Genomic DNA, 22,281 nt, shown 5'->3' on the forward strand with positions numbered 1-22,281 from the left:
ACTAGTTTCGGGAGCCTTTTCATTTATTCACTAACCTTTGGATTGGAACAGGGACTTTAGCAACCACCTGATTAACCAATTCTTCGGCTGAAATCCCTTCGAATTTGGCCTCTGACTTTAAGATAATTCGGTGCGATAGGACAAACTTAGCTAAATATTGAATGTCATCAGGCAGGACATAATCGCGGCCGAACATATACGCATAGGCCTGCGCTGCTTTCATCAAGGCGATGGAACCCCTCGGACTGGCCCCAAGATAGACACTGCCGTGGCCCCTCGTGCGGTTGACGATGTCGACAATATAACGCTTGATCGTGTCATCGACGAACACATCTTTGATTTCCTTTTGTAAGGTTAAAAGACCTTCTAGATCAATGACAGGATATAGCTCCTCAATCGGCGGAATCCTTTGTGCTCGGTTTAACACTTCCATTTCCTCCTGTACGTCCGGGTAACCCATTTTCATTTTTAATAAAAACCGGTCAAGCTGTGCCTCAGGAAGCGGATATGTACCTTCGTATTCGATCGGGTTTTGCGTGGCCATAACGAAGAAAGGCTTGTTCAGTTGATGGGTTACCCCATCAATTGTTACACTCGCTTCCTCCATCCCTTCTAAGAGCGCCGACTGCGTCTTCGGAGATGTCCGGTTAATTTCATCGGCGAGAATGATGTTCCCCATTAAAGGACCGGGTCGAAATTGAAATTCCATTTCCTTTGGATTATATATAGACACTCCAGTAACATCGGACGGAAGTAAATCGGGTGTGAATTGAATTCTACGGAAGTTAGCATTCACAGACTTGGCCAACGCACGGACCATCATCGTCTTCCCAACCCCTGGTACATCTTCTAAGAGAACGTGACCGCCGGCTAAAAGGGCAACCAAGCTAAGTTCAGCCACGTCCCTTTTTCCAATCATAACCTTTTCAATGTTTACTAATATTTTTTCGATCATCGGATTCATTTGTTCATGGGACAAGGTAACTCCTCCTCGGATGGGTTATTCATATTTGGGCATTATATGTATGTATTCGAGGTTTTCCTGAAAATCCCTTTTATGAATGGCACACAATATTCAAAATTAGATCAATTGGAATCCTTAACATCTGGATAAGTTCTAAAAACTGCTCTATCTTTTTTGTACGTATACTATAAGATTGAGTAATTTTGTCGAAATCCACTTGAATTTGTAGATATTTCCCGGGAATTTGTTGAAATTTGAAATAAAGTAGATCCGGAAGATTGGAACAAGGGAATTTCTGCTGTTCACTTGGTTATCAACCTTCGAACGAGTAATTTAAACCTATATCGCCTAGCGATACGAAACAAAAAAAGAGCCTCTATAAGGCACTTCACTTTCGAAATATGGAGAATAGCCTCTCCCATTTTTCTTTTGGCTTTTGTATCGCTTCTTCTAACCGTTTATTAAAATCATTTTGTGAACGCCATTCTTTTTCCAGTTCGTCCCGCATCTTTTGTATTTCTATTTGTAAAAATTCACTTTTTTGCATTTCTTGTTGCAGCAAGGTTTCGTAATGATTATTTTGTTGTTCCGTTAATTTTTCAATTTTAGCATGAGTTTTTTGAGCTGAATTAGCAATATTTGAACTAATAACATGGTGATCTTGCTGGAGCCGGGAAACCGTTAGTTTAAGCTGAGACATATCGTTTGTCAGTTGGACATTTATTTCACGAGTGGCAGCAAGTTCATTGACCAAAACCTTTAAAATCTCTTTTAATTGATTAGGGTCCTGGGGCAAATTTTCATATGTATCGGGTAACGCAATTTCCGTTTCATTCAACTCTACTAATCTATCCTTTTGTTGATACGCAAGGTCTTTAGCTGTATCGTCAAGGGGCTTGTCCGTATCGCGTAACGCTATAAGCGCTGCGATGTCAGATTGAACAAAAATACGCCGATCGCCATCTTTGAAAAACTCATATCCATTCCGTTCCAAGATTTGGCCATACTTTCGAACAGTAGGGGTTGCAATTCCCACTTCTTCTCCCACTTCTTTAGAAGAGAAAGCTTGCTCATTTAGTTGTATATCGCGTCGCATATCAGACCTCCTTTTCTATTAAATATGAAGGTTATTTGATATATTTGCAAGTTATATCGCACAGCGATACACAACATATTTCACTACTTAACATCAAAATTCTCCTGTATAAATTTTATTTCCTCTTTAGGCGAAGCTGCTCCAACAGCTTTTCCAACCGTGCCGCCCTGCAGTGACCAAATGGCATTGTGATTGATTACCACATAATCAAAATTCCCCATATTCCAGGATCTTAAAATTTTTAAATATAAATCAGCATTTTCATACTTTTTCTCATTTGCTTCGACCACTTTAAGTAGTCTTTTAACTCGTTCAGCTGTTAAAGGCAATGCACCCCATTTTTTATTTGCTACAACCTTTTGATGTGACATATTATGGATGGCTTGTTGTACCGAGTTTTCACTCATGCTAAATGGAAATTCACTTTCAACCTTTTGCTGTTGTTCATGTACTTGAACCATTTTTTCGCCAGTCGAAGCAGTTTCTACTCTAACGGTTACATTTTCCTTATCAAAATATAAATAGCCCCCAAATAATACTCCCACAAGTACGATTGGTATCCATAATTTTTTAGGTATTTTTTTCATACTTTCTCCTGCTCCTCTTACTAGGAAGGTTTGGAACATTGCTCCGTCCCTTCAGGATTGGCTCAAAGTTAATAATTCCACATTTCCCCTTTACTTTCCTTTATCACCATGTAAAAAGTCTTAATAATTTGAATTATATGAACCAAAAAACCACCCCCTAAATATGATTAGGAAGTGGCTTTACCCTTAATCAAACGGGCTGCTTCACAGTTTGGGGATAAGAATTGCCTGAACTATTTTTCAAGATATAGGGCTTAAAAGCCCTACATCATGCCGCCCATATGGTGAGAGTGTGTAATATCTTTAACGATTTTACTTCATCGCGTTAGCAAAATGTTAGCATTTTGCCTACTTTTTTATTTATTTTCCAAAGAAACGGAAAACTCTCCAAGTGTATTTTCTCCCCATTTGAGAGAAAATTGATCACCTTCTGCAGTCGGCCCAACTCCCTCAGGCGTTCCTGTAAAAATGATATCCCCTTTCCCAAGGCCAAAATGTAACGCACAGAAATCTACTATGGTCTGTATATCGAAAATCATATTTTGAATATTGCCTCGCTGTACTTGCTCACCATTTTTAAAAAGAGAAAAATCTAATTGCTTGCATTTTTCTATACTCGGAAACTCAATAAATCGGGTTAATATTGCAGAGTTTGGAAAGCCTTTTGCAAGCAGCCAAGGATATCCCTTTTTCTTCAACTCGCTTTGCACATCTCTTAGTGTAAAATCGATCCCAAGTGCCATACGATCAACCAGTTCCTCAACTTTCATTCCCTTTTCATAAGACTTAGCGATATGTACAACCCATTCCACTTCATAATGAATAGCCCCACGATCACCCGGCAAATTAATCTCTTGTCCACTTGCCTCCACCAAAGCGTGCGTCGGCTTAGAGAACAAAAAAGGCGAGGTTGGAATATCATTTTTCAGCTCCTTTGCATGTGATACATAATTCCTGCCTACACAGTAGATATTACGAATAGTTTCCATTAGTAAACTCCTTCCACTAAAACAGTTAAATTTATACATGACTAATTTCCCATTTACATTAATGGTTTATTTTATTCCAGCGGCTTCTGCCAAGTATTCAATAAGGTGAAGTGCTTTTACTGAACCAAACAGACTTTCCCGCTCCACTCCCACCTGTATAAATATGATTTTTTACTAGATCTTCTTCTCGACAAAATTCTTTCTACTACGGAGGATTAAACACAGGTTTGGCAGGATTAAAGGCTTTTCTAATCAAACGTTTGATTAAAACTAAATCAACTAATTAAACGTTTGATTGAAAGTGCAGTAAACCCTTCTAAATAAGGATTTTTCCTATTAACTAGAAAAATATATTGTCGAGGAAAACTCCTGTATTTCTACTATAATTGAAACGAATATGGAATAAATCAATAATACAAAAAATGTTCAAGGAATGAAAGTGCCTGTATATTCCCCTGCAGTTATATCAAGTTCAAACCCACGAGGGATATCCCGCCCACTGGATGTATTCTGGACTAAATCACTAATCTTTGGCGGATTCTAAGCTGCCAAAAGTGACGGTACTCAATTAAAAGGTTGTTTACCAAAAGAGTCCAGTACATTTGAACAATTGCTTACAGATTTGAACACTTTCTCCTTTTAAGACATGAAAGAGAGGCCTCTCAAGAGTTTATTCAACTTTTGAGAAGCCTTTAATAATAAATTTTCCACCTACATTCAACCCCTAATATATCAAGGGATTGACAACGATATTACATCATGCCGCCCATGTGGTTATATGCTGTAATATGTTTAACTACAATTGAGGAAAACTGCGTAGAATCAACGTTTTGCAAGCAGGACGTGTAATATATTTAACCCGAATTTACCGCGCTTTATTGGAGTCCGTTAGCAAAATGTTTGCAGTCAATAGCCTGTGATTGACTTGACGGCTCTTATAACAGGTTACACAATCCACATGTGTAAAGTGTATGTAGCAACACATAGTAGGTTGGCGCGCCTTATAAATAGGAGACAATTATTGATGTTACAAGTGCAAAAAAGCATATTATTTAAGGGGAAAATCCTAGTTCCAAATAATTCTCATGAATTTTGGATATGCTTCATCTGCAGCTCTTAACAAAGCCACTAAGCATTCAAATGCGTCTTCTGGTGAAAAAGCCCCACCATTGAAATTGGTAGTTTGAAGATAAACTGTGTTATCCGCCAAAATAAACTTTACAAATCTAAACCCTTCATTCAATTCATTTATCAGCTCTAAAATTCTTTCTTAAAAGTTTGGTATTGATTGTACCCGCCTTATTGCCCCGCTCTTGGCATTCTATAAGATATTGACATACATTGTGACTATAAGTAATGTCCTCGACTCTTACAACCTCTTTCTCAAAGCAATAATCAACAAATCCCCCAAGTAGTTTTTCATAATTTCTTATGTTTACCTTTGTTGTATTCTTAAAACGTCTGTCATCCAAAAAGTCTTGATATCCAAATTTAAACAACATAAAAAGACCACCTCCTTGTTTTTAGGAAGTAGTCTATTCTTTAGAAGTAAATCATTTACGTGACCAGTTCTCAAAATGGGCGAAAAATAAGTTTAATACTTTTCAAATGTATGGCTCAGGAAGCCTTACATCTTGCCGCCCATGTCAGGCATTCCCATGCCGCCACCTGCTAATTTAGCTAAGCGCTCTTCCCAATCATAAAAATATCACACTCTATTAGACAGTAGATCGTTTATTTTCACACGAACAGCTTCTATCATATTTGAGTTTACTTGTCCAAATTTCTTTAATACTATCTTTTTTGAAAGTGTGTAAACCTTATCTGCTCTAATAGAAGATGTTACCTTCAGTTCACCCTCGTTTAAATCTTTTGCTTCAATCACAACCGAATAATCAAGATCCTTTAATTGTGATGTAATCGCAGCAACAACAATATCTTCAGTTATTTCATTGTATTGATTATTTGAAATTATTAATACTGGACGTTGCTTTTTATTTGTTAGATCACTAAAAGGAACAGGAATTAATACAATGTCCCCTTGTTTATGCATTATTCCAAACCTCATCATCAATATCATTATTCCAAAAATCCAAACTACTTTCACTAGCCTTAGTTAAATCCTCAGATAAACTTTTTTCTTTTTTTTCTTTTAGAAATTCAGCAAAATCTAAAATTTTAATGACTTCATTTTCCGGGATTTCATCAATTATTTTAAGTAATCGGTCTTTAGCTGTATTCATGTTGTCATTCACCTCTTCCATGAATATTTAAGGTTATTATATCACTTTGTCTCCCGTGACACTATATACCTAATGTCTTTAAAGAAACGAAAAAAAGCTTCTCACAAGTTTATTCAACTTATGAGAAGCCTCTGTTAAATCCTTTATGTTAGCATTCCACTCTAACTTAATCAAAAACCCTTATCTATCAAGGGGTTGAGGGGCAGATTACATCATACCGCCCATGTCAGGCATACCCATACCAGAACCCGCAGGCTCAGGTTTGTCAGCAACAACTGCTTCCGTTGTTAAAGAACATAGCCGCTACAGATGCAGCATTTTGTAATGCGTAACGAGTAACTTTAGTTGGGTCAACGATACCAGCTTGGATCATGTTTACCCATTCGCCAGTTGCAGCGTTGAAACAAGTACCGATTTCTTCGCGCTTTAAGCGGTCAACGATAACAGATCCTTCAAGATCAGCATTGTGAGCTATTGTGCGTACAGGCTCTTCCATTGCACGTAATACGATGTTGATACCAGTTGCTACGTCACCTTCAGCTACGATTGCAGATACTTTGCTGTATACGTTAAGAAAGGCTACACCACCACCGGATACGATACCTTCTTCAAATGCAGCACGAGTTGACCTATTTTTCATCGCCCCATCGCCCCTTGCGGATTACATACGAATCACTACCCTATAAGCACTTCAACTTCCCCCTTAGTCGGAAGAGCAGAGATTGCTCCTTTTCCTGTTGTGGTGAGAGCACCACTTGCATTGGCAAATTGCAATATTTCTGTTTGATTATCCCGTAGTACTTCCTCGAGGTTAGCTGGGTTTGCTTTCAATTCTAGCAATTGATATAAAAATCCGCCCATGAACGCATCACCCGCTCCGGTTGTGTCCACAGGTTTAACTGGGTATCCTCTCGATTCAATCTTTTCATCCTTTAAAAACAGATCCGCACCTGCGGCTCCCTTTGTGTAAACAACTGCCTTCACGTTTCCAACGAACAACGATTGTATCGCATTTGCCTCCTCTTTTATTCCCGTAATAAAATTTAGCTCTTCATCTGAAACCTTTACGATATCAGCCGTCGGTAAAAATTCGAGAATCGCCTTACGACAGTCCTCTGGATCTTCCCAAAGAGGAAGCCTTACGTTTGGGTCAAAGCTGACCAAGCCATCCGTAGCTGATACAGCCGCGATCGCTTTTTTATGCGCCTGTTTCATTGGGCTTTCCACAAGATCAACCGAGCAAAAGTGGAGAATATCTCCCGCTTGGAACCATGCTGGCTCGATTTCCTCCGCACTTAACAGCAAATCAGCCGAAGGATTGCGGTAAAATGAAAAATCACGTTCACCGTTTTCTTTTAACGAGACAAATGCCAAAGCCGTATTCGCTTCCCCAGTCCGATATACTTTGTCCATCTCTACACCAGCCTCGACAAGCTGCTCGACTAAAAAGTCGCCAAACGCATCGTTACCTAATTTAGAAATCATCGCTGCTTTCTGCCCATATTTGGCAACGGCCGCAGCCACATTTGCGGGTGCCCCGCCAGGTGCTCTTTCAAAAGAAAAAACATCCTTTAAGGCCACCCCTTTTTGTAGTGGAATAAAATCAATTAACACTTCACCAATCGAAAAAAGCTTTCCCATTCTGTCACCTCAAGTAAGTCCAAAAAGTTTATTTGATATCCCATTTAACAGCCTTTACCTTCGTTTGGCCACCACGAGCAAACACACGGATTCCATTACTATTTTTACCAGGAAAAATCCGTCCCGTAAATACTTCTTCCCCATTATTTACAAACACTTCGACAGAGGAGACATCAACAAAGATTCGGAACGAAATCTTTTCAGCGTCCAACATACATTTCCGAACCGTACCAAACTCTTCAGCAAAGGATTCGCCCGACCCAGTCCGATCAAATACAATCTTTTTCGCAACCGCATCATATTTAATCACGGTTTTCTCTATTTCTCCGACCCGAAGCTCCAAACCAAACTCCTCAGCCGTACTATCAGAGAATTCCGCAAGAAGCTCATACACGTCTCCCTCAAAGTGATCTAAACTAACATTTTCATGATCAACTGTTTGACTGATTTCCACCTTTTCCCCGCGAAGCAATTCTACCTCATGTACTGGCTGCTGAACCAGCTTTCCATCTTTAACCGTTAGCTCCCGAGGGAGTGTTAAACAGTGGGCCCACCCATTTTTATCAGTTGGATAGTCAATCTCCGGTAATCCCATCCAGCCGACTAAAATACGTCTTCCCTGATGATCCACCGTCGATTGTGGTGCGTAAAAATCAAACCCGCGATCCAACTCATGAAATGCACCATGCTTTAATTCGATATTCTCTAAATCTATTGGACTTCCAATTACATACCCTGATTGATAAATGTTTTGATAGTGGTCGCCTTCCGCTTTTAACCCTTGTGGGGAGAAAAGGAACACACCTTGCTCGTCCAGCTCAAAATAATCCGGACATTCCCACATATAACCGAAGTCTTCACCTAAACCAGTCTTCACTTCACCCGCAAACTGCCAATCTTTTAGATCGTATGAGCTATATAAAACGACACTTCCTGTCTCATTTTTCCTTTGAGCACCAATTACCGCGTAGAAGTGATCCCCATGTTGCCAAACCTTTGGATCGCGAAAATGATCGGTATAGCCACTTGGAATATCACTAATCACCGGTGCATCCATTTTCACAAGGCTTCCATCCGGATTCAGTACAGCCAAACATTGATACGGGTGTCGATTCCAATTTTCATCGCGTGTATTGCCAGTGTAAATTAAATATAATTTCCCGTCATGCTCAATTCCACTTCCGGAATACGCCCCATGGCTATCAAATTCATTCGACGGCTCAATGCCCATTCCAACATTTTCCCAATGAACAAGGTCTTTAGACTTCGTGTGATACCAATGCTTCAATCCATGAACGGGTCCAAGCGGAAACCATTGATAGAATAAATGATATTCCCCGTTAAAATAACTAAAGCCATTCGGGTCATTTAACAATCCTGTCAGCGGCTGAATATGAAAAGACTGCCGCCATGGACATTGATTCACAAGTTTAGCTAAGGCTTGAATTTCCTCTTCGGTCACGTCGTCCATGCTTCTGTATCGTTGTTCAGTTGTCCATTCCATGCTGATTCACTCCTAATACAGAAAGGAGAATCACTGGATTCCCCTTTTCAGTCTTTTATTATGCTGCTTGATCAGTTGATTTTTTAACGGCTATTTTTTCGTCTCTTTTCGCTAAAACAATCGTACTGATAAATGCTACGGCAAACGCAATGGCCATACCGATCACATAAGAAATAATTGTATCTGGGCGAATCGAGATAATTCCTGGTATACCCGCTGCCCCTAATGCAGTCGCTTTAACCTTGAACACCGTAACAAATCCCGACCCAACAGCAGATCCAATGATGGCACCGATAAAGGGATAGCGTAATTTCAAGTTAACCCCAAACATCGCTGGTTCCGTAATCCCTAATAAGGCTGAGATCCCAGCTGCAGAAGCGGTTCCTTTGATCTTGGCATTTTTCGTTGTTTTTAGCACGGCAAGTGTCGCTGCACCTTGCGCAATGTTTGACATCGCCGCAATGACAAAGATAAACGATCCACCTGTTTTCACAACATCAGCAAGCAATTGCGTTTCTACCGCAATAAAGCTATGATGCATACCTGTAATAACAATTGGTGCATAAAGTAAACCGAAGATGATTCCGCCAATGACACCTGTTGAGTCATATAACCAGACAATTCCATCTGTTAATAGATTACCAGCTGAGCGTGTCAGCGGTCCTACCAAGGTGAACGTTAAAACTCCGGTAATAAAGATAGACAATAATGGTGTTAATAGATTATCTAAAGCAGAGGGAACAACCTTCCGTAAAGATGTTTCGATTTTTGCTAGAATAAAAGACGCGGCAAGAACAGGAAGTACGGTTCCCTGATAACCTACCTTTTCAATTTCTAATCCAAAAAGATTCCAAACCGGGACTTCATTTTTCAGTAACGCGGCACCGTAACCGTATCCATTTAATAGGTCCGGATGAACCATTAGCATCCCAAGCGTGGCCCCAAGGAAAGGATTTCCTCCAAACCGTTTCGTTGCTGAAAAACCAATTAAAATTGGTAAAAAGACAAAGGCTGCATTTGCAAATGTATTGATGAGTGCCGCTAAATCGGCCATTTCTGGATTAGCATCCACCAAGGATTTTCCTTCAATAAACAAGTCTGGAGCCGTTAGGATATTGTTGATTCCCATTAGTAAACCACCAGCTACGATCGCTGGGATTATCGGAACAAAAATGTCTGACAGCATTTTGACGAATCGCTGAATCGGATTCAGTTTCTTTGCCGCAACGTCTTTCACATCACTCGTTGACATTTCCGTTTGACCGGACATCTCCGCAAAGTGCTTATAGACCTCGTTCACCGTTCCAGATCCTAAGATAATTTGAAACTGACCTCCCGTTGAAAAGGTCCCTTTCACAACATCCATGTTATCCAACGCTGCTTGATTAATAATTGATTCATCATGTAAAACTAGACGTAAGCGTGTGGCGCAATGCGCTGCAGCTGATACGTTTTCCTGACCACCAATGGCATTGAGAACTTCCCGTGCAATTTTTTTATGATCCATCTTAATCCCTCTCTTTTCATTTGATTTGGTTTGGGAACCGGTTCCAATGTTAAGTAAAAAATTAAACCCCTCGCTTGCGGAACCGGTTCCAAATTATACTAAAAAAAATAAATGATTAAAGAGAAACCGAATTCGATTGTTACCAAGTGAAAAGGTTCTCTTGGTTGGAACCGGTTTCGCTGTTTTCATTATAGTGGACGATTAAAGAAATTGTCAACGCTTTCTCGCTCAATAATTTCAAATTTAGAAATGGTTACTTTTTCGACAGGGCGTTCATTGACTAACTCGACAATATGTTTTGCAGCTGTTTCCCCCGCTTCTTTGTAAAAAAACTTTGCCGTTGTTAAGCCCGGATGCATGATTTCTGTCACATCATATCCACCAAAACCCGTTAATGCTATATCTTTTGGAATCGTTAGCCCCTCTGAATACGCCGCCTTCATCACCCCAAGGGCAATATTATCGGTCGCACAAACAATGATAGAAGGTTGAAAATCATGGATGATTTCCATTGCACTAGCTTGCGCAGCTGGAATCTTGAACAGTGTCTCATAGAAGCGAACCTCACAATCCTCTACTTCTTGTATCGCCTTTTTAAAGCCCTGCTTTCGCTTCACCCCAACTGAAATATCCCGTTCCGTTACGCCTAGATAAGCAATTTTCCGATATCCTTTTTCAAGAACGTACCGCCCCATTTCATAACCAGCGCAAAAATCATCATGAATCAGACTATAAAAATCCTCATGCTCTTGTCCTATTAGCAGAACAGGAACTTTAACGTTTTCAAATGCCTCAATATGCTGATCCGTGATTTCGGTAGCAAGCAAAATAATCCCCGCCATCTTTTGATTGGCAAAGCTATAAATGCTTTCAATCTCTCGCTCCAAATTTTGACTCGTATTGGAGATCAGCATTTGATAATTCATCTGCTTTAATTGCTCATCAATACCAATTAACGTTTGCGAAGAAGCGTAGGAATCAAGCCGCGGGACAATCGTGCCAATAATATTCGTTTTCTTGGCTTTCAAGCTCTGCGCAAATGGATTCGGAGTATATCCAGTTTCCTTGATTACTTGTTCAATTTTCTTCTTCGTCGTTTCCCCAACAGAGCCACCATTTAAAAACCGGGAAACCGTACTCTTCGCCACACCCGCAAGCCTGGCAATATCTAAAATTGTACTCATGATCCTCAACCTCATTATATTTCAAATTCATATACCATTATAGTATCATGAATAGTCATCCACTTAGTATTACCTGCTTTCGTTCCTTACATAATTTAATTTTCCGTAACAAGAAAAAAGGCTTCCCAAAAGTTCAAAGAACTCATGGAAAACCAATGATGATATGTGATGATTAATATTTATTTTACCTAAAAACTAAGATCTTCTCCGTTAGTTGCAATCACTTTCTTATACCAATCAAATGACTTTTTCTTTGTTCTCTTTAATGTTCCATTTCCTTCGTCATCCATATCTACATAAATAAAACCATATCGTTTTTTCATCTCTCCAGTTCCTGCTGAAACTAAATCAATGCAACCCCATGGTGTATAGCCCATTAAGTCAACACCGTCTATAGTAACCGCCTTTTTCATTTCTGCAATATGATCACGGAAATATTGGATCCGATAATCGTCTTCCACATATCCATTTTCATCTAGTTTATCAATAGTTCCCATTCCGTTTTCAACAATAAAGAGAGGTTTTTGATACCGATCATAAAGTTCAGATAAGGTATATCTAAGCCCAATAGGGTCAATAGCCCAACCCCACTCCGTTTTTTCTACGAAAGGATTTACATCCCCCATTTGTCCGCCGGTATCCGTATTCTGAACGATTTCCGTATGGTATACACTGCTACGGTAATAACTAAAAGATAAAAAATCCGAGGGATACGCCTTGATTATTTCGTCATCCCCTGGTTCTTTTTTTATGGTTACCCCTATCTCCTCAAAAAAGTGGTCGGAGTAAGATGGATAATATCCCCTCATCATGATATCAGAATAAATCAAAGCTCCTCTTCGATAATCCAAAGCTCCAAATATATTTTCCGGCTTACAATCTTTCGGGTAAATGCAGCTTAATGCCACCATACAGCCAATCTTTGCATCTGGAATGATCTCGTGACAAAGCTTATTAGCTAGGGAACTCGCAACAAACATATGATGCTTTGCTTGATAACGTACCTGTGCAGTAGCTTCCTTGGTTCCCATAAAGGCATAACCATTTAATACATTAATTTCATTAATGGTGATCCAATACTTAACCAAATCTTTATATCTTGTAAAGACTTCTTTGCACATTCTTAAAAAACAATCAATCGTCTCACGTCCGCCCCAACCATTAAAATGTTCAGCCAAATAAGCAGGGGTTTCAAAATGATAAAGAGTGACTAATGGTTCGATATTATATTTTTTGCACTCTTTAAAAACATCTTCGTAGAATTTTAGCCCTTCTTCATCTGGTTGTTCCCCGTCAATTCCGCCATTTGGAAAAATACGAGACCAACTAAGAGATAGCCTAAAACACCTAAAACCCATTTCTCCAAAAAGGGCAATATCTTCTTTGTAATGGTGATAAAAGTCAACTGCTTTATGGCTAGGATAATAAACATTTTCATCAATATAGCCTGATGCACCTTCTGGAATGGTATCAACTTTCGGGTCCCCGGTAGGTCGTCGGTTTACCATTGTTTTTGTGCCATCTTTTAACTGGATTGTAATTTTTCTTGGACGGTCTGCAGAACCATTTGTAATGAAGTCGCTTGTTGCAAGCCCTCTTCCGTCTTCATTGTACCCACCTTCATATTGGTTTGCAGCTGTAGCTCCACCCCATAGAAAATTTTCCGGGAATGTTTTTTTCATTTAATTTCATTTCCTTTCTTTAGAAAGACTATGGATTCAAATACAAATTTCTCCCCTTAATATCATTGAAAAAGTTAGTATTCAAATTGAATAAAAAAAGCCCACAATATGATGGGCATTTAAAATTTCATTTGTTTTAAGACCTTTTGATAAGTTTATGCAATTCAATGATTTCTCTCGCTAAATCTTTTAGGATCAGTGAGTTCATTAAATGATCTTGTGCATGAATCATAATAAGAGGAAGATTGAACTCATCTCCGCCTGCTTCCTTTTGGATGAGATCAGTTTGAACATGATGTGCTTCATTGAATGCAAAATCTGCTTCGGTTAGTTTTGCTTCCGCTTCATCGAAATTGCCTTCTCTAGCTGCATACATCGCTTCCATTGCTAGGCTTTTTGCATTTCCTGCATGAAGGATTAATTGAAATGCATGATGGTAAAGTTCGTCTTTATTCATGATTAACAGCCTTTCATATGATTTACTAGGAAAGGAACATTCTCCTCTCCTGTCAATTTAGGATCCCAAAACGAATGCCCAGTAATTTTCTTATGCGATAATTTCCTTTGCTTCACCTTTGTTCATCGCATCTTCTTCTCTCTTCTTCGCTTTATCATAAATTCTGAAGAATGGAAGATAAATTACGAATGAAATAATAATGTTAACTAAATTCATGATGGCACCTGAAATATGTCCTCCGGAAGCAAGATATCCTGAGATAATTGGCGGCATTGTCCAAGGTACCGCAACACCTGAAGGTTTTGCGACCAATCCCATATCCATTCCAAGGAATGTTACAATAACGGTAACTATTGAAGTAAGGACGAATGGAATGATCATGATTGGGTTTAACACGATTGGCATACCAAAGATCAATGGCTCGTTAATATTAAAGATACTAGGACCAAATGCCAAACGACCAAGACTTTTCATTTGTTGAGATTTAGCGAACATGACCATTGACAGAACCAAACCAAATGTTACGCCCGTTCCACCGATGTGGACGAAGTTATCCCAGAATTGTTGTGTAACAATGTGTGGTAGAGGTTGACCAGCTTGATAGGCTGTCATATTGTCCCCCATCGCACCAAACCAAATTGGTTCCATTACACTTTTAACGATGTTTGTCCCGTGTAATCCAGTAGACCATAATATCGTTACGAATAATTCTGCAACAATCGATCCTCCTAGAGTAAGACCTACCATTTTTAGCGGGTCACCTAAAAGGGTTGTAACTAAGCCGTTGATACTTACATAAGGAGTCAATTCAACAAGTAAACGGATTACCCAAACCACAAGAAGAACAATAAATCCTGGAATTAAAGCTGCAAATGATTTACCAACACTAGGCGGTACACCCGCTGGCATTTTAATAACAATATCTTTTTTGACGACCCAACGATAAATTTCTGTTGAAATAATTGCAAAAAGTAACGCAACGAACAAACCTTTACTGCTCAAGAAAGCTTTTGAAATTGCACCAGTTACCATAACGCCTTCTTCAGCTCCAGCTGGAGTGAATAAGAAACTAAATGGTGTTGTCAATAAGAAAGCAGCAACTGAAATAGCACCCGCACTCATCGCGTCAAGCTTATAACCTTCTGCTAATCGATAGGCCACCGCGAATGCTGCAATAATTGACATGATATTGAAAGTTGCATCTACTGGATAACTGAATTTAGCAGCCCATGTTGGACCAAAAATAGAAGTCATCCAATCAGCATAACCTGGAATTGGCAAGTTAGCTAGGATCAAGAAAAATGAACCAATGACAATGAATGGCATGGTCGCAATAAGACCATCACGAAGAGCCAATAAATGTCTTTGCGCACCAATTTTCCCTGCAACAGGCATGACTTTCTCTTCTAGAAAACTGTTGAATTTACTCATTTTCTATTCTCCTCTTATTATTTATTATTGGCTAGATTTATAGCTGTCTTTAAAACTTCTGCTCCATTACATGTACCATAGTGGAGTGGATTGATGGCATCTACTGGAATGCCCTTTTCTTCACCTAACTTTTTCATATTTGAAAGAAGGTATCTAACTTGAGGTCCTAAAAGCAGGACATCCGCATTGTCAATATGATGGTTGACTGAATTAGCTGCAACTGCCCAGATTTTCCCTTCCAAACCTTGTTCTTGGGCTGCCTTTTCCATCTTGGTTACCAGCAAACTTGTACTCATTCCTGCTGCACAACATAATAAAATATTCATCGATTTATTCCTCCTATTATCCATAAAAGTTATTTTTGTAGAAAAACCACTAATTAATCTAAACAACTAATTAGCAATTGTTTTACGAGTGCTTTAATCTCTTTATGTTTATAGTTTATGTTGAAAGCGTTTAATTTTACAGAAAGGATTTTTCCGTTACGTAACGGAAATGAAATGAAAAGTTAAAATGAAGTGTTGTCATGTAAATAAATTATCCCTCGATTAAAGCCCCAAACTAAAAAAGGGAATTCCTTTTGGAATACCCTCATTCTTTTCCTATGGCATAAGTTAAGATTCATTTAATATCTTTATAATTTCTTCAGCTGATTCACTCTTTATAACCTTTTGGACCGTTGTACTGTCTTCAACTAGAGCAATGAGCCTTTTATACATCCTTTCCAGATCATCCTCAGGTACTTTTCTTATGTTCAACAAGCAAATAAATTGAACCCTATGTTTGTCTGTCCATTCGATCGGCCTCTTTAATGTGCAAATGGTCCAAAATGTTTCTTCTGTTTCCGGCGTAAGTGGATGAGGGATGGCCACAAGATTCCCAAAGCTGGTTGGAGCGACCGCTTCCCTTTCCAACACCAAATTCACATAATCTTTGGAAACGAGTTTTTGTTTGTATAATTCATCACACATAAAACGGATAACGCTTTCTTTATCCTCAAAGTCTTTATGAATAAAAACTTTGGATTTATCTAAATAGCTCTGACCCTCACAGTCTTTAACAGACGAAACTCCCTTCCGAATATTGGCTATATCTCCTTCCCCTAAAAAGGTATTTACGACTAGTACTGGGATACCTATTTCCTCTTTTATTGGGATGGTACTAATAATAAAATCAATTGACGATAGATCGTATTCTTTTAATTGATAATAATTGGTTGTAGCCACAATATCGATTTCATCATTAAATTCATTTCGTAAGCGATAAAACAAAAGCCTTGCACTCCCCACACCGGATGCACATACCACAAGTACCCGTTTTGCCTTTTTCCGCCTTGTCTTCATTCTTTCTAATGCCACGCCAATATGTAAGGCAATATAAGCAATTTCGTGTTCTCCTACCTCTATCCCCAAATATTCGTCGATGCATCTGCTCGCAATGGCAGCCCCTTCAAAGGCACTAGGGTATTTTCGTTTAATTTCATTTAATAATGGATTCCGAATGTTCATGTTATAGCGCAGCCTGTTCATTGCAGGCCGAATGTGCAAAGTAAGCGCTTGAATGAATTCGGCATCGTCTTGAAAATCCCAATTTAATTCGATTTTCAATCTTTCCAGCATGCAATGAATGATGGTGCCTAGTTCATCAAATTTACTAAATTCATTCAACGTATTCTTATGAATTAATTTTGTCCCCAACAAATGGACAATAATATAATCAATCTCAGGTTTTGGAAATTCCAAACCCGTAAAATCCTCTACCTCTTTCACAATTTCATTGGCCACTATTTTTTCAAATGGATATTTTCCTATTACATCTTGTTCAAGGTTTTCAATGACAAATCCTTTTTCAATTCTATTGCAGCCGATTGTGATATGGGTTGCCAAATTTTCAAGTGCAATATCTGATACCTCAATTTTATATTCATTCACTTTCTTAATGATCGTTTCCTTTATCTTTTCAAACAGATTTTGATCCAAAAGGTGAAAAGAATTACTATCAATGTTTAAGTTGCTATTTCGCCGTAATATATAATTTGAAAAACATAGCCGCTTCATATATTCATTGCCTTCTGCCTGCGTACCATGATGCGGTCTAGAAACTAACTTTAAATGATAACTTTCCAATAATTCACGGACGATTTTTAAGTCACTTTGAAGCTTAGGCTTGGTAACAAATAGCTCTTCTTCAAGACTTTCTAATTTTATTGGTTCCTTTTCTAATAAAAATCGTTTTAACATATACAAAACCCGATTTTCCTTCTCGGAAAAATCAGATTGGTTTTCATTTATTGCATCATTCGCATTTGAATTAAACTCCTGTTCAAATACTTCATAATCCTTAATATCTAATAGATATCCTTTTCCTCGAACCGATTCAATAATGATTCCTAGCGAAGTGGATTGTGATTGAAGTTCCTTAATCTCGGTACGAATGGTTCTATCACTCACACCAAGTTCTTTTGCCATCCATTCAGCTGTAACTGGTTCTTTCTCCTTCATTAAAGACAACACGATGTCCCTTTGTCGTTTCGAAACCATTTATCTACTCACCTTTCTTAATGAGTTGATCATCATACAATTAACTGCTTCCCATCTTCTAAGGTATAACATACAAATTAAATAATAAAAACAGTTTATCCTATTAATTTCTCAGCTATTTCATCATGCCGCCCCTGGTACAGCCATGAACCTTTTCTGATATTACTATCAAGTAAAGCATTGATTTTGGTCAAGGTTTTTAGCAATTTATTTTGATAGTATTCAGTTGAGGATGATAATCACTTTCAAAAAGGGGTGTTTTTAGTTGGTACTTTCATCAAATGAACTTAAATATTGGAAAGAGGAATTTCCATTATTAAAGAAAATAACAAAACTCCAACCTGTTTTATGGTTAAATACAAATTTAAAGCCTATGATAGATTTGCCGGAATTTCCTGTAACCATTGATGATATGATTGAGGCTGAACAGTTATGGGAGCGCTTTATTCCATTTTTTATAAAGGAATTCCCTGAGACAAAAGAATTGAATGGTATCATTGAATCACCTTTAAAAAAAATAGACCGAATGAAAACTGCATTATCCGGAACTTTTAATGGTGATCTTTATTTAAAGTGTGATAATGAATTACCGATTGCTGGTTCTATTAAATCAAGGGGTGGAGTTTACGAGGTTCTTCATCATGCCGAACAATTAGCATTAAAGAGTGGACTTGTAAGTAAGAACGATAATTATGAGATTTTTTCTGAAGAAAAGCTAAAGAATTTCTTCAGCCAATATAAAATTGGGGTAGGTTCCACTGGAAATCTCGGTTTAAGCATCGGGATTATAAGTGCAAAACTCGGATTTAATGTATCCGTTTACATGTCAGCCGATGCTAAGCAATGGAAAAAGGATTTGCTTCGTGAAAAAGGGGCAACTGTGTACGAGTTTTCCGGTGATTTCGGGGAAGCAATAAGTGCCGGAAGACAAAAGACATTGACAGATCCTCAAGCCTATTTTATCGACGATGAAAAATCAAAGCATTTATTCTTAGGGTACAGTGTTGCAGCTTTCCGTTTACAAAAGCAATTGCAGGAAAAAAATATTAAAGTCGACAAGGACCACCCGCTTTTTGTTTATCTTCCGTGCGGAGTAGGCGGTTCTCCAGGAGGAATAACCTTTGGGTTAAAGCAAATTTTTGGTGATCATGTCCATTGTTTCTTTGTAGAACCAACTCATTCCCCCTCTGTATTAATTGGTCTGTTAACAGGGGAAAAAGAAAAAGTTTGTGTGCAGGACTTTGGTATCGATAATCGGACGGAAGCTGACGGCTTGGCAGTAGGCCGCCCCTCTAGTTTTGCAACTTCTATTAGTGAGCATCTCATCAGCGGTATTTATACTGTTGAAGATGATGAATTATACAGATTACTTGCTTTATTGGCAGACAATGAAGGAATTTTCATTGAGCCATCTTCAACATCCGGCCTTTTGGGACCTGGAATAGTGGCAGATTCAGGATATTTAACATATGAAGGAAAAGGAACACATGTTGTTTGGGCAACTGGTGGATCACTTGTCCCACAGGTAGACATGGAGCGCTTTTACAAAAAAGGGAGAGAACTAATTCACCAGGTTTGTCTTGTTCATTAGAAAATGAAAAATGGGAGTCGGCCTCTACTTAAGTTTCCTTGGACCGACTCCCTTTTCTTCACAATTACATAATGTTATATTGAGTGAAAAAATTTCAAAACAATAAGTCGATCTATCGTCGACTTATTGTTTTTTTTAAAGCATGATATATTACTATATGTTTTTCTGTAAGCAGAACCTTTCTGTTAGAGCAGTATGAGCATTTTCAGTGGCGAATTTCAGCAATTCCTTTTTTTGCCCGCGTTTTGGCATAATTACTTTTATCTTCGGAAAATACTTTGCTAACTCTTTATTGACCGGAATTGGAAGTATAACTTCTTTTGGGATGACGATACCATCATGTAAATAAAATTGTTTTAGGAAGGTACACAAAGCTTTTTCAGACCTTCCAGAAAACTCGAATATCGACACTTCTCGTCCTGTTACTTTTCCTTTCCGGACAAAAAATACTTGTACACACATCCAACCTTCTCTGACATCCATACCGACCACATCTCTATCGATAAAATCTTTTGTGAGCATTATATTCTTTTCCATTACCACTTTAATCTGGTCAATTTTATTCTGAAGCTCCCTTGCTTTCTCAAAGTTTAACCTTGCTGCCGCAGACTGCCTTTCCCTCTTTAATTGTTTTTTTATGTCTTTGTAACCATTGTTAAAAAAACGGAGAATTCCATCAATGGATTCCTTATATTCTGCTGTGCTTACTTCTCTTGCACACGGTCCAATGCATCGACCTAAATGATAATATAAGCAAGCGCGCTTGCACGAAAGCGAACACCTTCGCAGCGGATAAAGATATTCCAGTAATTTTTTCGTTTCGTTTGCTGCTTGGACATTAGGGTATGGTCCAAAGTACTTTCCACTATCATTTTTCACTTCCCGAGTAATGATAAGGCGCGGATGCCGCTCATTGGTAATTTTTATATATGGATAGCTTTTATCATCTTTTAGTAAAATGTTATACTTTGGAAGGTTTTCTTTAATTAAATTCATTTCAAGAATAAGTGCTTCCGTATTGCTGGAGGTAACAATATAATCAAAGTCTTTTATTTCTTTTATAAGGCTTTGAGTTTTTTCATCATGTGAACCAACAAAATAGGAATAGACACGATTTTTTAACACCTTTGCCTTTCCCACATAAATAATCCTGCCGCAACTATTTTTCATTAAATAGCATCCTGGCTTTTCAGGGAGAATCTTTAATTTACTTTTAATTGTTTGGTTCATTTCAATCACCTGCCTCCATTGAAATTCGCGCCCACTATTTTTTATTCACGTCTCATACACAAGACTTAAATGTACATACTGACCTCCAACTTTACTTGGATTCACAATAAAACCTTTAATAAAATGATATACCTTTCCTTTAAATCATTTAATTGATGGACATCAAGTATAGATAATTTTGAAAGTGTTATTCTCGAATTGTACTTCTAGTAAGTTCAGACTTTATGTCTATTACATTAATGATAGGGAATGAGAGATATGGAGAAAGAATTTTTGAATAAACTTTATATGAAGAGTCGGGCTGACAGAATTAAAGGGTTAGCGCTATCAAATGTTATATCTACGGAAGATGCAATACTCTTGAAAGACGATCTGCATTTGCCAGCCGAAGTTGCAGACCATATGATTGAAAACCAAATTGCCACATATGAATTGCCGCTGGGTGTAGCTGTCAACTTTTTAATTGATCAAAAGGAATATGTTGTACCAATGGCTGTAGAAGAACCTTCAGTCATTGCAGCAGCCAGCTCCGCAGCCAAAATGATAAATTTAGCGGGCGGCTTTCAAACAACCATCCAAAATCGCACAATGATTGGACAGGTAGTCTTAAAGGATATTCCAGATATGATATTTGCTCGAGATATGGTAATAAAACACCAAAAAGACATATTACAAAAAGCAAATGAAGCCCATCCCTCCATTGTGAAACGAGGGGGAGGAGCAAAAGAAATTATTATTCGACCCATTGCGGCTGATAAAACTTTTCAGACACCTTCCTTTCTTGTCATCCATCTTCACATTGAAACTTTGGAAGCAATGGGAGCGAACATCGTCGATACCATGGTCGAAGCCATTAAACCTTACTTAGAGAAATTAACAAATGGGACAGCCCTGATGGCGATCCTCTCCAACTATGCAACGGAATGTCTGGCCACAGCAAACTGTCGTATCCCTGTTTGGTCTTTGGGAAAAGGAGAATATACAGGTGAAGAAGTGCGAAATCGTATCATTGAGGCTTGTCAACTTGCTATTGCTGATCCGTACAGAGCTGTTACCCATAACAAAGGAATTATGAATGGGATTGACTCTGTTGTGTTGGCAACTGGAAACGATTGGAGGGCAATTGAAGCAGGGGTTCATGCGTTTGCAGCGCGTTCTGGACAATACCGCTCTCTTTCATCTTGGAGTAAAGCGGAAAACGGGGATTTATTGGGGAGTCTGACTGTTCCCTTACCAATCGGCGCTGTTGGCGGCTCCATAAACTTCCACCCTGCTGCCCAATTGAGTAAACGAATATTAGGTTACCAAAGCGCAAAAGAATTAGAATCAATTATTGTTTCTGTTGGGCTAGCTCAAAACCTTTCAGCCCTTAAAGCACTTGTTACAGAAGGAATCCAAAAAGGACATATGGGTCTTCAGGCAAAATCTCTTGCTATTAGTGCAGGAGCCATAGGAAAAGAAGTCAAGTATGTAGCAGACCATTTAAAACAAAGAAAAAATATGAACTTAGCCGCAGCAAAAGAAATTTTAAGGCAATTAAAAGAGAAATAACTCCCTGCAATAGTGCGGACGTCTAAACCGGAAAATGGATGAAAGATTGTTTCCATGTGAAAAAGATGTCTTTAGGTTCATCCA

The 22,281-nt window shown here is 38.5% G+C and carries 20 protein-coding genes and 1 pseudogene; 2 read left to right on the forward strand and 19 right to left on the reverse strand.

From position 1 onward, the window contains the following. Window positions 1–19: 19 nt before the first annotated feature. The 18 genes and pseudogenes from RCG22_RS14030 to RCG22_RS14115 all read right to left on the reverse strand — a co-directional run bounded on the left by RCG22_RS14030 (window position 20) and on the right by RCG22_RS14115 (window position 17,825). Window positions 20–964 carry an AAA family ATPase gene (locus RCG22_RS14030; protein WP_308107164.1) on the reverse strand — a complete coding sequence of 315 codons (945 nt, stop codon included), beginning with the start codon at window positions 962–964 and terminating at the stop codon, window positions 20–22. Between the two features lie 388 nt (window positions 965–1,352). Then, window positions 1,353–2,012, reverse strand: a complete 660-nt coding sequence (locus RCG22_RS14035) for an SH3 domain-containing protein (protein ID WP_308103490.1) — start codon at window positions 2,010–2,012, stop codon at window positions 1,353–1,355. Window positions 2,013–2,143: 131 nt separating this feature from the next. Then, window positions 2,144–2,647, reverse strand: coding sequence for a DUF6241 domain-containing protein (locus RCG22_RS14040; protein WP_308103491.1), 504 nt, complete (start codon window positions 2,645–2,647; stop codon window positions 2,144–2,146). Between the two features lie 356 nt (window positions 2,648–3,003). Continuing rightward, window positions 3,004–3,636, reverse strand: coding sequence for a fumarylacetoacetate hydrolase family protein (locus RCG22_RS14045; protein ID WP_308107165.1), 633 nt, complete (start codon window positions 3,634–3,636; stop codon window positions 3,004–3,006). Window positions 3,637–4,702: 1,066 nt separating this feature from the next. Further along, window positions 4,703–4,846, reverse strand: a complete 144-nt coding sequence (locus tag RCG22_RS14050; RefSeq protein WP_308103492.1) for a hypothetical protein — start codon at window positions 4,844–4,846, stop codon at window positions 4,703–4,705. Between the two features lie 34 nt (window positions 4,847–4,880). Further along, a complete protein-coding gene (locus RCG22_RS14055) occupies window positions 4,881–5,138 on the reverse strand; it encodes a hypothetical protein (RefSeq protein WP_308103493.1) in 258 nt (85 codons plus the stop codon). A gap of 206 nt (window positions 5,139–5,344) precedes the next feature. Then, on the reverse strand, window positions 5,345–5,689 hold the full coding sequence (locus RCG22_RS14060; RefSeq protein ID WP_308103495.1) for a type II toxin-antitoxin system PemK/MazF family toxin: 345 nt from the start codon (window positions 5,687–5,689) through the stop codon (window positions 5,345–5,347). After that, on the reverse strand, window positions 5,682–5,879 hold the full coding sequence (locus RCG22_RS14065) for a DUF2281 domain-containing protein (protein WP_308103496.1): 198 nt from the start codon (window positions 5,877–5,879) through the stop codon (window positions 5,682–5,684). Before RCG22_RS14065 ends, RCG22_RS14060 begins: the two co-directional genes overlap by 8 nt. 207 nt (window positions 5,880–6,086) lie before the next feature. Next, window positions 6,087–6,507, reverse strand: a pseudogene (locus tag RCG22_RS14070) (TCP-1/cpn60 chaperonin family protein); the annotation flags it as partial. 47 nt (window positions 6,508–6,554) lie between these two features. Continuing rightward, a complete protein-coding gene (locus tag RCG22_RS14075) occupies window positions 6,555–7,520 on the reverse strand; it encodes a carbohydrate kinase family protein (RefSeq protein ID WP_308103497.1) in 966 nt (321 codons plus the stop codon). Between the two features lie 28 nt (window positions 7,521–7,548). Continuing rightward, a complete protein-coding gene (locus RCG22_RS14080; RefSeq protein ID WP_308103498.1) occupies window positions 7,549–9,024 on the reverse strand; it encodes a glycoside hydrolase family 32 protein in 1,476 nt (491 codons plus the stop codon). A 58-nt stretch (window positions 9,025–9,082) separates the two neighbouring features. Continuing rightward, window positions 9,083–10,531: a sucrose-specific PTS transporter subunit IIBC gene (locus tag RCG22_RS14085; RefSeq protein ID WP_308103499.1), complete on the reverse strand. Its 1,449-nt coding sequence runs from the start codon at window positions 10,529–10,531 to the stop codon at window positions 9,083–9,085. Window positions 10,532–10,719: 188 nt separating this feature from the next. After that, complete coding sequence (locus RCG22_RS14090) at window positions 10,720–11,715, reverse strand: LacI family DNA-binding transcriptional regulator (RefSeq protein WP_374049361.1); 996 nt, start codon at window positions 11,713–11,715, stop codon at window positions 10,720–10,722. A 188-nt stretch (window positions 11,716–11,903) separates the two neighbouring features. Then, on the reverse strand, window positions 11,904–13,397 hold the full coding sequence (locus RCG22_RS14095) for a family 1 glycosylhydrolase (protein WP_308103500.1): 1,494 nt from the start codon (window positions 13,395–13,397) through the stop codon (window positions 11,904–11,906). 136 nt (window positions 13,398–13,533) lie between these two features. Then, a complete protein-coding gene (locus RCG22_RS14100) occupies window positions 13,534–13,854 on the reverse strand; it encodes a PTS sugar transporter subunit IIA (protein WP_308103501.1) in 321 nt (106 codons plus the stop codon). 90 nt (window positions 13,855–13,944) lie between these two features. Continuing rightward, window positions 13,945–15,285 carry a PTS cellobiose transporter subunit IIC gene (gene celB, locus RCG22_RS14105; RefSeq protein WP_098262569.1) on the reverse strand — a complete coding sequence of 447 codons (1,341 nt, stop codon included), beginning with the start codon at window positions 15,283–15,285 and terminating at the stop codon, window positions 13,945–13,947. A gap of 17 nt (window positions 15,286–15,302) precedes the next feature. Then, window positions 15,303–15,611 (reverse strand): PTS sugar transporter subunit IIB, encoded by a 309-nt coding sequence (locus RCG22_RS14110; RefSeq protein WP_098262570.1) that lies wholly within the window; start codon window positions 15,609–15,611, stop codon window positions 15,303–15,305. A gap of 288 nt (window positions 15,612–15,899) precedes the next feature. Further along, window positions 15,900–17,825, reverse strand: coding sequence for a BglG family transcription antiterminator (locus tag RCG22_RS14115; protein ID WP_308103502.1), 1,926 nt, complete (start codon window positions 17,823–17,825; stop codon window positions 15,900–15,902). A 265-nt stretch (window positions 17,826–18,090) separates the two neighbouring features. Between RCG22_RS14115 and dsdA the strand changes: the two genes are divergently transcribed. Further along, the gene (gene dsdA, locus RCG22_RS14120) at window positions 18,091–19,416 is read left to right on the forward strand and encodes a D-serine ammonia-lyase (protein WP_308103503.1); all 1,326 of its coding nucleotides are present in this window, start codon (window positions 18,091–18,093) and stop codon (window positions 19,414–19,416) included. A 153-nt stretch (window positions 19,417–19,569) separates the two neighbouring features. Here the strand turns inward: dsdA and uvrC are convergent, their stop codons facing one another. Then, complete coding sequence (uvrC, locus tag RCG22_RS14125; RefSeq protein WP_308103505.1) at window positions 19,570–20,646, reverse strand: excinuclease ABC subunit UvrC; 1,077 nt, start codon at window positions 20,644–20,646, stop codon at window positions 19,570–19,572. Between the two features lie 258 nt (window positions 20,647–20,904). Here uvrC and RCG22_RS14130 point away from each other — a divergent pair, with 258 nt between their 5' ends. Further along, window positions 20,905–22,197, forward strand: coding sequence for a hydroxymethylglutaryl-CoA reductase, degradative (locus RCG22_RS14130; protein ID WP_308103506.1), 1,293 nt, complete (start codon window positions 20,905–20,907; stop codon window positions 22,195–22,197). The last annotated feature ends 84 nt before the right edge of the window (window positions 22,198–22,281 follow it).

It is taken from the genome of Neobacillus nitrireducens, assembly GCF_030915405.1.
Taxonomy (GTDB): domain Bacteria; phylum Bacillota; class Bacilli; order Bacillales; family Cytobacillaceae; genus Neobacillus.